The 13,644-nt window shown below is 52.7% G+C and carries 9 protein-coding genes; 7 read left to right on the forward strand and 2 right to left on the reverse strand.

The features are described from left to right. Positions 1-4 precede the first annotated feature (4 nt). Together WJU16_RS05420 and WJU16_RS05425 are read right to left on the reverse strand one after the other, a co-directional pair. Entirely contained in the window at positions 5-1,507 is a 1,503-nt protein-coding gene (locus tag WJU16_RS05420) for a DNA polymerase Y family protein (RefSeq protein WP_341837304.1), read from the reverse strand. A 2-nt stretch (positions 1,508-1,509) separates the two neighbouring features. Continuing rightward, complete coding sequence (locus tag WJU16_RS05425) at positions 1,510-2,238, reverse strand: Error-prone repair protein ImuA (protein ID WP_341837305.1); 729 nt, start codon at positions 2,236-2,238, stop codon at positions 1,510-1,512. Positions 2,239-2,455: 217 nt separating this feature from the next. Between WJU16_RS05425 and WJU16_RS05430 the strand changes: the two genes are divergently transcribed. The 7 genes from WJU16_RS05430 to WJU16_RS05460 all read left to right on the forward strand — a co-directional run bounded on the left by WJU16_RS05430 (position 2,456) and on the right by WJU16_RS05460 (position 13,636). Beyond that, positions 2,456-3,211: a sulfite exporter TauE/SafE family protein gene (locus WJU16_RS05430; protein WP_341837306.1), complete on the forward strand. Its 756-nt coding sequence runs from the start codon at positions 2,456-2,458 to the stop codon at positions 3,209-3,211. Between the two features lie 404 nt (positions 3,212-3,615). Then, positions 3,616-4,251, forward strand: a complete 636-nt coding sequence (locus tag WJU16_RS05435) for an RNA polymerase sigma-70 factor (protein WP_341837307.1) — start codon at positions 3,616-3,618, stop codon at positions 4,249-4,251. A 6-nt stretch (positions 4,252-4,257) separates the two neighbouring features. After that, on the forward strand, positions 4,258-5,436 hold the full coding sequence (locus WJU16_RS05440; RefSeq protein ID WP_341837308.1) for a FecR domain-containing protein: 1,179 nt from the start codon (positions 4,258-4,260) through the stop codon (positions 5,434-5,436). A 168-nt stretch (positions 5,437-5,604) separates the two neighbouring features. After that, on the forward strand, positions 5,605-8,898 hold the full coding sequence (locus WJU16_RS05445; protein ID WP_341837309.1) for a TonB-dependent receptor: 3,294 nt from the start codon (positions 5,605-5,607) through the stop codon (positions 8,896-8,898). Positions 8,899-8,925: 27 nt separating this feature from the next. Beyond that, positions 8,926-10,815, forward strand: coding sequence for a RagB/SusD family nutrient uptake outer membrane protein (locus WJU16_RS05450; RefSeq protein ID WP_341837310.1), 1,890 nt, complete (start codon positions 8,926-8,928; stop codon positions 10,813-10,815). A gap of 20 nt (positions 10,816-10,835) precedes the next feature. Continuing rightward, entirely contained in the window at positions 10,836-11,312 is a 477-nt protein-coding gene (locus WJU16_RS05455; RefSeq protein ID WP_341837311.1) for a DUF5018-related domain-containing protein, read from the forward strand. Positions 11,313-11,389: 77 nt separating this feature from the next. Beyond that, positions 11,390-13,636: a beta-galactosidase gene (locus tag WJU16_RS05460; RefSeq protein ID WP_341837312.1), complete on the forward strand. Its 2,247-nt coding sequence runs from the start codon at positions 11,390-11,392 to the stop codon at positions 13,634-13,636. Positions 13,637-13,644: the final 8 nt, after the last annotated feature.

Genomic DNA, 13,644 nt, shown 5'->3' on the forward strand with positions numbered 1-13,644 from the left:
TCATTTAAGCAAAATAGCCATGTAAATACCAATTGAAACGGGCCTTCTCTCCATAGTGGCCGGAGCGGAACAGCCAGTAACGCCGGCCTTCACGGTCTTCCACCACATAATAATCGCGATGTTCGCCGTTTTCCAGCCACCATTCCTGCTCGATGCGCTCCGGGCCTTCGGCTTTGCTGATTTCGTGCAGCACGCCTTTGTGGATGAAGTTCATGGGCGGATAATCAGGGATCGGGGCGCTCACAGTAATATTTTCGGGATCCGCTAAAAGCTGCACAGGGCGTTGGATATCCGTCCGCCAGGCCATGGCGGGCAGTTCGGTGATGGATTGCGCTTTGCGGATGGAGCGCTCCGGCCAATGGTGGGCGTCCGGGAGGTACCGGTGAATAACACCGGGGCCGATCTTGCCGGCGATCCTGTCGAGCAGTTCATTGATTGGAGCATGGCCAGCGCCCGTACCGCCTCCCCAAAGCGCGTGTTGTTCCTGCGCAGCGTTTTCCACCTTGCTGTCGAGTACAAACAACTCAATGCCCAGGCCCGGCGCGATGCTGCTGATCTTCAGCCTGAAAAGGCCCAGCAAATGCCCCACGTTGCCGGAAGCTGACGTGGTACCGATCTCAATGGACTGCACCTGTCCATCGACGCGGTGGCAGCTTACCTTCGCCGCGCGAACGCCTTTGCCCTCGCTGTGCAGGCGTTTGCAAAGCGATTCCAGTAATTGCCCGATGGCGATTTCGATGCCCGCCGCGTTACGGATCGGCTCCAGGCAAGGGAGCCGCTCCTGGTAGGGAGGGATAACCTGGATCGGGGTCAGCACTTCTTCTTTGAAGCCCAGCGCCTGTTCGATGCGGTCGAGCAGCCCGATCCCATATCTGCGGAACAACATGCGGCGGTCCATATGAATGAAGGAACCGATTTGCCAGAACCCCATTTTGTGCAGGCGCAATTGCACCTGTGGTTCAATGCGGAGTGCCGCGGTGGGCAAGGGCAGCAAGGCTTCCAATTGTTTTCCGGGGGGAACGACAGGGCCGTTTTTTCCGTAGCGGGCCACGGCCCAGGCTGCGCCAGGCGTGCTGGCGATGCCAATGCGGGTATCGTAGCCAGCGGCACGCAGACGTGTAACGATTTCTTTGAGATATGGCGGTTCTCCGCCCCACAGATGCGCGCAACCGGTTACATCCATCAGCAAACCATCCGGCATATCCACCATCACCACAGGTGTAAAGCGGATGCACCACTCACCGATGGCCGCCAGTAATTTCCCGGTCAATGCCGGGCGCTCGTCCAGCAGTTGCAGCCCGGCCACGATGGCTTTCGCATCCGCCGCGGGCATGCCAGCCGTCACGCCTTCCTGTAGGGCGATGGGATTGGCGGCTTTCACGATCAGGCGCGCGCCGTCTTTCCCCGTAAAAACAAACGGGACATTCTTCAGTTCCGGCCGCCGGAGCGTTTGCCAGTCCGTTAACAGGTAACGGAACCAGATGGATACAAATCGCTTTTCCATCATCACTATCCCACATTTCTTCTTTCCTCAATGATCAATCCGGTTTCTTTCGGCACTACCTGCAGGCCGCTGTCGCTCCATTCCACCAGCCAGTTTCCGGTGTTGCCGTTGCGCACTTTATCCAGGGCAACGTTCCACCGGCGGTAGCCGATGCCGGGCAGTCCGGCCACGCTCCTGCTGGGTTGCGGCGTGATGCGCCATCGGGCGCAGCAGGCGGCGGAGCCTATTGCCCGGGGGCTTTTCCGCAGGATAAAACCGGTAATCCTGCTTTGTTCCACCGCGTGCTGCAAGCGGAGGGATTCGGTGAAACCCAGATCGCGGATTTCACTGATGACGGCCGCGACGCCTTCGCATTTCAACGCTTCTTCGGTCACCCATAAAGCATCTTTCAATCGTTCCACGTTGATAAACACGATACGGTCCGGCTGAACGCCGTAAGCGACCAGCGCCGGCGGGAAAAGCGCATGACTGATGCTCACCCAGATGGCGACGCCGCCTTTGCTCAATAATTTAGCAAGAAGGGCGGCGATAAAGCCTTCTGAAGCGGCGGAACCTTCCCGGCAGGTGGTAATAAATTCATGGATGCCGGCTTCGGGGAAAATTCCGTTGGGAAAAGCAGCTTCCACCGGCCCCATCCCCATACGGCAAACCGCCGCCTCCGCGGGCTTGTAGCCCTGGATGCTGTTGATCTCAGCCTGTAACTGGTTAACGATATCTGCGCTGCTTTTACTCATATCCTGCCTAATCCTGTTGGAAGATGGGCCCAAGGCAAAAATACTAATTTTTTTAGCATTCAGGCAAGTTTATTGCAAACAGGCAAATAATAAATCAAGGTAGTTTAATAAAGCGGCGAAACAAGCATGCTTCAGCGATGTAAACCGCCTGGAATTGATTACATTGCAACCCTTTAACCGGAAACCATTTTCAGCCCATAACCCGGGCTGCTGAAGCATGCTTATCATCATCATTTACCTGGTCCTGATCAGCTTTCTCGCCACACTGGTACGTTCTACTTTCGGGTTCGGGGAATCCCTGATCGCCGTGCCGCTTTTCCTGCTCTTTATCCCGTTGCATGTGGCGGTGCCTTTGTCGGTGCTGATGTCCATTTTTGTTGCGGCGGTGGTAGTAGTACAGGATCATAGATCCATCCACTTCCAAAGCGCCAAATGGCTGATTTTGTACGCCCTGCTGGGGATACCCGTGGGGTTGCTCGTGCTTTCCTACGGCAACGAATATTGGGTGAAGATCGGGCTGGGCGCGCTGATCATCAGTTACAGCATTTTTACACTCCGGGCAAAACATTCCGTGAAGCTGGAACATGACAGTCCGTTCTGGCTTTTCATCTGCAGATTTTTGTCCGGCGTGCTGGGCGGGGCTTATGGGATCAACGGGCCGCCGCTGGTGGTGTATGGTAACAAAAGAGGCTGGAGCGCGCAGCATTTCAGGGCAACCTTGCAGGCTTACTTCCTGCCGGCCAGCTTTATCGGCGTGGTGGGTTATGGGGTGCAGGGATTGCTGGGGTGGACGGTCATCCAATACTTCTTCATCTGCATCCCCGCCATGCTGCCGGCGATTTCCCTGGGCAGGTACCTGAACCGCAGGCTGCAGGGCAATACATTCTATAAATATGTGTATGCGGGACTGATCGCCATCGGCGCCATGCTGATTATTTTCACTTTGGCGGGCCAGGGCGGGAAGTTGCATTGATTTCAATACTATCCGGAGTACTTATCAGAAGACAATTGTCATACGACTTGCAACTTTCCTACTTGAAATGTCAAAACCTCCATCAGCAGACTAATTTAAAGAAAATCAAACCCACATCAAAAAAGGCGTAAAAACCAGCGGCTGATTATCTTCGATAAACTAATGCATTAAAGCGGAAAGCCATTTCTCCCCCATTTACTTCGGTTTCATTACGGTATCCATGGTTGGAAACGTGCGTCCAGGTGAGGCCGCCATCACGGGTACAAAACGGTAGTAATACCAGACAATCCAGCTTTACCGGCTAGGGCGCATGGCATTTTGCTTCCATTTGCTGATATTATTTTAGCATCAGTGCCCGGAAGAATGTAATTATTCATTACTTTAGTTCGACATCCAATCAGGACTTGGCTACTCACACCATTCAATCTGAAAAAGAATTGCTGTTAAGAACGGCGGGGGGCGACGAACAGGCATTTACCCTGCTCGTAGACCTGTATTGGAACAAAGTTTATAGCCATGCACTGGCTTATACAAAAAAACAGGTTGCAGCGCAGGAAATCACCCAGGACATTTTCCTCAATATCTGGCACAAAAGGTTGCGGCTTCCGGAGGTCACCAATTTTAGCAATTATCTTTTCATTGCGGGCAAACACCAGATTATATCTTTCATGCGCCAGAACCTGGAAGAGACGCAATGCCTGGAAGACGCATTTTTCCAGGAAACCACCCTGCAACCCGACCTCCAGTTAAATTACAAGGAAGCATACGAGTCCTTGCTTACCGCGATCGAAAAACTTCCGCCGGCGCGCAGGCAGGTTTTTAAAATGAGCCGCCTCGAAGGTTTAAGCTATGAGGAAATCTCGCAAAAATTGAACATATCCCGGAATACCATTAAAGAACATATTGTAAAATCGCTTAATTTCCTAAGGCAATCGCTGAAAAACGAAGGCCGCTGGCTATCGCTGCTGCTATTATTTTTTTGTTTTTTTAACCCGGAACCACCCACCTGCCATTTTAAAAGCGTCTTTATGTGTAATTGAACGACAATGGACGCAAACGAACTCAGAGAATTACTTGATCAATATCTGACCGACAGCCTTACACCGGAAGGAAAGGCGGCGCTCATCCGTGCGATGGACGCGCCGGAGAGCCTCCCAATGCTGGAATCCCTTATGGAAAGTGATTTCATTGGCGAACGGTATGTTGAATCGGAAAATCTGAACGTTAAAGAAGGGCTCCATGCGTGGTTGAAGGAGAAGATCGCTGAAGCACCGGCCATCAGGCCCGCCCGAAATCAGGCCAGGCGTTTGATGACGCGGATTTCCATCGCCGCGTCTGTAGCCCTCACCATAAGCGCAGCCGCGTATTTCCTGTCCGGAGAAAAAGACACCCGGCCGGTAATAGCCATTGTCGCCGACACAGTTCATGATGCACAGCCCGCCACCTACAAAGCGAAATTGACGCTTGCCAATGGAAAAACCATCGTGCTCGATAGCCTGGCCCATCTACAAAATGCAGCCGCCGGACTGGTGAGCATGTCGGCCGACAGCGTTTTATTGTTCAATCCCGGGGGCAGCGGCAGCAGCGCTGTTGTTACGAACAAGGGCGAGACGTTTTCCTTTAAGCTGCCGGACGGTTCCCAGGTTTGGTTGAACTCCGCTTCCCGTGTCGAGATACCTGCCGCTTACCTGGAAAAAGAACGTAGAATAATTGTTTCCGGTGAAGTGTATGTAAAAGTGGCGGCCAACCCCTCCAAGCCTTTTATTTCAGATATGAACGGCGTAGAAGTGACCGCCCTCGGCACTGAGTTCAATTTAAACGCCTATGAAAATGAGCCCCGCCCCACGGCTACGCTGGTAAGCGGACGTGTCAGGGTAAGCAGCCGCAACGCGGGACAGTCATCAATGGTACTGGTACCCGGCCAACAGGCGCAGTTGCTGGAAAGCGGCCAACTGATTCAGCGTAAAGCCACAGACCTGGAACGGATCATCGCCTGGAAAGAAGGGCTATTCCACTTCGAGAATGCCGACCTTGAAACGGTACTCCGTGAATTCGCACGTTGGTACGATATCCAGATCGTATACCAAGATAAACCCTCCACAAACCGCAAATTTTTCGGCATCGTCCGTAGAAGTAATACGTTAGTGCAAGTGCTCGAAATACTGAAAGACAATGAGATAAAATTCACAGTGAATGGAAAACAATTAATTGTATCAACCAAATAAAGAAAACCGCTCCGTGGTCTAGACGGAGCGGCGAAGTCTAGCAATTATATGTAACGCCTAAGAGCATCATTTTTTAACTGCCAAACAACCAAAGTTATGAAATTAACTTTAACTGTCCCTATCGGCCTACCGGCCGGACGGTATTCCTTTTCCAAAATTACGAGGGTCATGAAGCTGACTACGATTCTCATCCTGACCGCCAGCCTCCACGTGGCTGCATCCAAAGTTGCCGGTCAAAATGTAACCATGAGGCTTAAGGACGTGCCTATTAAAACCGTACTTCTTAAAATCCAGAAACAGACGGGGCTGGATTTCCTGATCGATGAGTCGATACTCGAAAGCGCCGGCCGTGTTTCACTGGATGTGAAGGGCATGCCCGTTTCGTCGGTATTGAAATTATGCCTGGAAGACAAACCGCTGTCTTACTCGATTTCGAATGGCCGCATTGTGGTCAAGCCGCGGCAACCGGAAATATCAACGGCCGCCCCGGCTTACATTAAGATCTCGGGAGTCATCCGCGACACCGAGGGAAACGTGTTAATCGGGGCTTCGGTGGTCGTGAAAGACACAAAAAGAGGTGTAGTTACGGATGAAAACGGCGCTTTTACCATCGATGCCGATCCTGGCGCAACGCTGATCATCTCTTTTATCGGGTATGTAACACAAACCGTTGCCGTTTCCAATAAAACCCAACTGGACATTGCCCTGGAGAAATCGCCTAACAAACTCGATGAAGCGATCGTGGTAGCTTACGGTACTTCCAGCAAGCGCAAGACCACCAGCGCCATCAGCACCTTGTCCATGGAAAATGTTGCTCCGATTCCCGTGCCATCCATCAACGATGCCATCGCCGGCCGTCTTGCCGGGATAATCGTCACCACAACAAACGGCGCCCCGGGCACTAAAAGCAACATCTCCATCAGGGGTGGCGGCACTCCGTTGTTTGTTATCGACAATGTCATCCGCTCTTCCAACGACTTCGCCAATCTCAATCCCAACGACATCGAAGACTACTCGATTCTGAAAGACGCCGCAGCCACTGCATTGTATGGAGTTGCCGCAGCGAACGGCGTTATCGTCGTAACGACTAAAAAAGGGAAAAGCGGAAAAATGAACGTAAACTATTCCTATAACCAGATATTCTCCCAACCTACTGTTTTCCCCACGAAAGTAAGCTCATACGAACAACTTTCGTGGTACAACAAGTTGTATGAAGCGGAAGGTCGCAGCCCTTACACACAGCCGGATGACCTCGAGAAATACCGCACGGGATCCGACCCGATCCGGTTCCCCAACACCAACTGGCAAAAGGTGGCCATGAAAAACGCGGCGCCTGAAATGCGGCACGACCTGTCCGTTTCCGCCGGCACGAAGCTTTTGACCTATTTTGCCTCTTTATCCTATTACGATCAGGCATCCATTCTGAAAACGGATAAAAACTATAACCGCCGCACCACCTACCGGTTGAACACCGTGAGCCATTTCGACGAAATCAATCTGAAAGTTACGACCGGCCTCGACGGCTTTGTAGAAACCAATTCCCAACCCAACCACAGTTACGGCACGATCTACAGCCACATCCAGGATAAGCGCCCGCAATTCCTTGCCTATAACGAATACGGTTTGCCGTCGGTCAACACCCCCGACAACCCTGCCGTAGAACTGGCGGCCGGTTCGGGATACAACAAGAACACCTCCCGTGTTTTCAATGGAAACCTGGCGCTTGAGTATTCGGCCCATTTCCTGGAGGGGCTGCGATTCCGGTTTAACGGGAACTACAATTCCTATAGCAGCGACGGTAAAACATGGGATTACCTGGTGCCCACATATGCCAACGGCAGCACTACCCCGATCCCTGGCCCCGCGCCCAGCCTATCATTGCGCAGCGGCTCAGGCAACAATATGAACCTCCAGGGCTATGTACTGTATAACCGGCAATTCGGCGACCACAACGTAGAGTTTACGGGTATATATGAACAGCAGCAATTCAAATCCAACAACCTGGAAGGAAGCAGGGTAAAATATCAGATAGTTTACGACCAGCTCGTGGCAGGGCCTACCCAGGACCAGACGTTAGGCGGCGGCCAGAACGAAAGCGGACGGGCGGCCTTCATCGGCAACGTGAGCTATAATTACAAAACGAAATATATCCTTGGGGTATCGGCCCGCCGTGACGGCGACGACCTGTTCGTGCCCGGCAAGCAATGGGGAACGTTTTACGCCGTTTCCGGCGGATATGTGATCACAGAAGAGCCATTCATCGCAGATTTCGCGGAACGTGCAGGGATCGATTTCCTCAAAGTACGCGGTTCTTACGGCAAAACCGGCAACCTGGATGGGATTGCGCGGTACCAGTATGTACCGGGATATAGTATTAACGCCATTGGATGGGTTATCAACGGCAATGCCGTGCAAAGCACATCTGAGCCAGGCTCGCTTCCCAGTACCAATTTTTCGTGGCAAAACGTTAAAAGCCGCAACATTGGTATCGATTTCGCTGCATTCAACAACCGGTTGAACGGCTCGGCCGACTATCACTATTCCCGGACGACGGGCTTCGTGAACTCCGATCCCCGTTACGCGCAGACGCTGGGCATCGGCCTGCCCCCCATCAACTTCGCGGAAGGGGCAACCCGGAAAGAGGGTTACGAATTCATGGCGAACTGGAACGGCAACAAAGGAAAATTCAGTTATAAATTAGGTGCTACTCTTACTTACTTCAATTCGCTGGTGGAAAGGAACACCGAAAGCGAAGCGGCTTTGAAAAACCCCTATACCCGCAGCTCCGGAACGGCAGGCAATTTTTATGGCACCGGCTATACGAGCCTCGGGTACTACAACAACAACAGCGACCTGTTCTCAGGTGCGCGACGCATTTCTTCCACGAATATCACCGCGGGCGACATCCGGTACGAAGACACAAATGGCGACGGACAGATCACGGGCGACGACTTCCGCCGGATCGGCAGCAACACCTTCCCCCGGTCCAACTTCGGGTTTACGGCAGATCTTGGCTTTAAGGGTTTTTCCCTTAGCATGGTACTGCATGGATCCGGCAAGCGCGACCGTTACATCGGACAGGTGGTACAGGGAGGCGCGGAAGGCTCCTTGTTTACTTACGCCTTCCAACAGGATTACTGGCGGCCGGACAATACGGGAGCGAAGTTCCCCCGTGCCGTGTCCACCCCGACTTTCAATGGCAACAATAACTACGTGACCAGCGACTTCTGGCTGTTGTCTTCCGGCTTCCTGCGATTGAAGGTCGTGCAGCTGGGATATGATCTTAAGTACAGTGTTTTGAAGAACAGCCGGTTCCAGACGCTCCGTGTTTTCGCATCGGGCATGAACCTGCTCACCACTTCCAAAAGCATGAAGTACTTCATCGATCCCGAATCCGACACAAACAACTACGGTTACCCGGTACAACGCACCATTTCATTCGGCATCAATGCCGGCTTTTAAAGAACCGCCAACGTCAAAACCACTACAATGAAAAAGAAACACATCCTCATATCCGGCTTAACGGCATGTTTTGCGCTTTCGTCTGCCTGCAACAAGGTACTTGAAACGGAACCATTCGACAGGATCAGCGAAGACGTAGTCTGGAGCAACAAGGCCAATGCCGAAACCTTTATTTTCGGCACCTACAATATCATGGACAACTTCGGCTCCGTTCCGGGAACCGATACGCGTACCACCAATATTCTGGGGCAGGACGGAACTGCCGGCGGCGCTTTCCCGGTATACACGGAAGCGGTTACGCGGAACGACGATTACGGATTCAACAACTGGGGCAGCATTCGCCGGTGCAATCTCATCATTCAAAAAGTAGGCGAGGCGCCTGGCATTTCAGACGCTGATAAACGGATGCTGATTGCGGAAGCCAAATTCCTCCGGGCCATGTCGTACTATGCTATCGCGCGTTCTACCGGCCGCATTGTTTGGATAGACAAGGTACTAACGCCAGACGACGAGCTAAAACTACCAACCACGGCTAATCCGGCCGCTTCCTATCAATATATTATCAAAGATCTGGAAGATGCGGTGCAGGATATGTCTGCCGAAAAAGTATCCGGCAGGGCCAACAAATACGTGGCAGCCGCGTTTTTGTCGGAAGTTTGCCTGCAGGCGGCTGCTTACCAAAACTATCCGAATGCGGCGAATGTTACACCAGCCAGCCCGCTGGTCGACAAAGCCATCGCAAATGCCCGGTTTGTGATCGACAATGGCGGCTATTCACTGGAGGCCGACTACGGTGGAATGTTTAACGAAACGAAAAACACATCGCCGGAAATCATTTACGCCAAGTATCTGCTACCTATAAATACTTCGGTAGAAAACACCCCCATGCAATTCATGGCGGGCAACATCAAGCCGGACAAGCTGGAGCAGATCGGCGGATACCCGGCCATGAACGTGCCCGATATTTTCAATTGCTGGCCCGGCAGCTTCCCCAGCGAAAATTTCACCGATGAATACCTAGTGAAAGACGATCAGAATCCTTCCCTGGCGTTGCCCTGGTACGAAACTTCGCAATATAAATCCGCGGTGGATGAGATGGCAAATGTGCGGACGACCTACCGCCGCAGGGGCTTGCCAGACGATTCCATTCCTTTGCTGCTCGACGAAACGCTGGTAAAACAGGGACGGATCAAAGCCGGCAGCAATGAAACCGTCTGGACGCTAACCAACCGCGGGAGGGATGCCCGCTGGGCATCTTCCATCGTCAGCGATTCCACCCGCTTTTACGGCGAGCTGATGATTACCGCGGTTAAAGGCAATGCCACCCGCTGGATTTCGGTAAACGGCGGCATCTGGGGCGCCAGTATCAGCAATATGTACTGGAGAAAGGGAATGTACACCAACGTTACACCTACGCTCATGAATGTTTCCAAAACGGCTTACCACTATGTGTGCATGCGCCTCGGCCGGGTATACCTCAACCTGGCGGAAGCATACCTGCTGAAGGGGGATGTTGCCAACGCTGTTGCGAGTCTCAACAAGACCCGCGAAACACATGGCAAGTTGCCTCCCGCCGCCGCCGGATCACTGGCAGACGCCTGGAAGGATTATAAGCGGGAACGTCGCGTTGACCTGGTGCTGGAAAACGATTATTACTTTTCACTGCTGCGCTGGGGCAGGTACGGAGGCGCAGCCAACAATGGCATAGCTCCCGGGGGTACCATTAACGATCTGACCGCTACTATCCGTGTGATGGATATCACTAGGGACCGTAAAGGTTTCGCGATCGTAACCGGCGCCTTTGCCAATGCTTACAACCAGCGCCGTTTTGATCCAGGACGCAGGTACCTCTTCCCTATCGCGCAAAACTACATCGACAACAATCCCAACTTTGGACCGCAAAACTTCGGATGGTAACCAAACTAAACTCCTGAACAATGAACATTAAAATATTATTCCGCACCGCCAGTCTCCTTTCCGCCATTATGATATGCCTGAGCGCATGCCTGAAAAAGGACTTGCCCGAATACCCGTTGTTCGATGGCAACGAAATCACGCTTGTGAGCGCCGAACACCGTTTCAACACCGGCCGTATGATGAACGGCCAACCGGTTGTGGGATATCAAAAACTGACAACGGCAAGCCAGATCGACAAAGCCAACGGTGTGATCAACGTGTCTATCACCGTTCCGGGCGCATCAGGCGATTTCACCGCCGCTGAAAAAACCAAGGTGACGCAATCCAATCTCTGGTTCTATTGCAACATCTCGACTGCCGCAACGATCAAGGCGATCAACGGTACTCCGTCGCTGGGCGACCCAACCAACGCAACCAAACCGCTGCAGTTCGAAGTAACGGCCGCCAATGGCGAAAAACGTACCTGGACAATTAATATCACATCATTCACCAACTAAAGATTGAACCCTCGTTCACTGTATCAAACAAGGCCGTCGCATTCTTGTGCCGGCTTCTTTTTTAAACTAAATTCAACATGGAATCGAAGTCAGCTTTCTTAATATTGTCGATGGCAGGCTTATTGTACTGCAGCGGCGCAAACGCCCAGGCAAGGGAATATACGGTGGATGCAAGTGCATCTGCCGAAGCCACCGGGCTTCCATTGTCGATGAAGGGGACCAGCCCCGAAGGTGTGCGGCTGGAAGTCAATAGTAAATATTTCGTTAAAAACGGCCAGCCCTGGTTTCCCGTGATGGGCGAGCTGCATTACAACCGTGTACCTGCCGGGGAATGGGCGACAGAAATCCGGAAGATGAAAAGCGCAGGAATATCCGTGATTGCCACTTACATCTTCTGGAACGAGCACGAAATCAAACAAAACCACTGGGACTGGAGCAATAACCGGGACCTTCGCCGGTTTGTGGAAACCTGTAAACAAAACGGCATGTACGTTTGGCTGCGCATCGGCCCCTGGTGCCATGGAGAACAGTTGCATGGCGGATTCCCCGATTGGATAGAACATATGAAAGGTCACCGCCGGAATACACCCGCTTACCTGGATGCCAGTGCTGAATTGTTCCGCCAGATCGGCCGCCAGACACAGGGCCTGTATTTCGAGACCGGCGGCCCCGTGATCGGGGTACAGCTTGAAAATGAATATGCGTCCGGTGAAAAATCCCATATCGCCGAATTGAAAAAACGGGCTGTCCAGGCGGGTATAAAGCCCGTGTACTGGACAGTAACCGCCAATACGGTCTTCGACGATGCGATTACCGACGTAATCCCTCTCCAGGGTGCTTACCCCTACCGCGGCTGGGAAGCCGGCGGCGGTGGTCCCACTAAAGATTTTCTATACGGGAATGACCAGTGGATCATGACGGGCGCATTCGGCAAAGTGTATTACGACATCAGTAAATACCCGAGAGGACTGTGCGAACAGGGTTGTGGCAGCCAGCAAACCTATCAGAACCGGTTCATCGTGGAACCCCATGTAGTGGAAGCCCACCTTCAAAACCAGGTGGGCAGGGGCATGAATCTTGTGGGGTATTACATGTTCCACGGCGGCACGCAAACACCCGGCCTCGCCGAACCGGGATACCCTGCCAGTTACGATTTCCAGGCGCCGGTTTCGGAATTTGGCCTGCTAAGGCCGTCATACCATCACCTCAAAGTTATCCATCATTTCATCAATGATTTCGGATCCGACCTCGCCACCATGCGGGTAGTTCCGGCACCGCATCCCGTTACAAACGAAAAAGACACCTCGGAACTGCGGTTCGTGGCCAGGGCGCGTGGCAACAGCGGCTTCCTCTTCCTTTGCAACACACAGGTCAGGGTACCGATGCCTGCAAAAAACGTTTCTATCAAGGTCAAGCTGGATCATGAAACCATTACGTTCCCTGAAATGAAAATTGCGGAAGAAACGGCTCCAATCCTCCCTTTCAATCTCACGGAACAAGGCCTTACCATCAAGTACGTAACCGCCCAGCCACTCGCCCGCATCACGCGGGACCGGCATACTACATTATTCTTTTTTCGACTGCCTGGCGTTTTGCCCGAATTCGGACTCGATGCCAAAGGTGTGACGAAGGTGAATGCAGGAGGATGGAAGCAGATTTCCGCGCAAACGATTTCACGTTACAGCGGAGGCGAAAACCCGGTAGAAATACAAGGAATGGATGGCGCGCGGGTTACGCTCGTTTTTCTCTCCCGTGAGGAGGCGGAGCAATCCTGGCGTATGACACTTAAAGGCAAAGATGTACTGATCCTGACGAAAGCCGATGTAGTCATGAACGATCAGGGGCTGGAACTCCGACAGGCGGGAAATCATCATTTCCAGCTCCGGGTTTTCCCGTCTGACGCTATTTCCGGCAAAAAAACCGGTCCGGGTAAATTGTTCACCCTTCACAGCAGGAAGGTAAAAGCCGCTTCTACGATTGCCGTCCCGCTGCAGTCAGGATCGCGCGAAGCGACCGTACCGCTGCCATCCGGCCAAACCGCTTCCATCGCGGACTGGATCATGGCCGTCAGTTACCAGGGCGGTAAATGCGAATTGCTCCGCGACGGGCAATTACTGACCGACGACCTCTACAACGGCAGCGGTCCCTGGCTTATAACATTACGGCGCTTCCGGGATGTACAAGCTCCGCTGCAACTGGCGGTACACGCCTGGAACAAAGATATCACGGGCGTACCGGAAAAGCTGGCCCAAAAGATCGCAGCCGAAGGGCCGCGTATCAACGGCATTTCACTGATTCCACAATATAAAACCATTATCCGCTAGTACAGCGG

It is taken from the genome of Chitinophaga pollutisoli, assembly GCF_038396755.1.
In the GTDB taxonomy this organism is placed as follows: Bacteria; Bacteroidota; Bacteroidia; order Chitinophagales; family Chitinophagaceae; genus Chitinophaga; species Chitinophaga pollutisoli.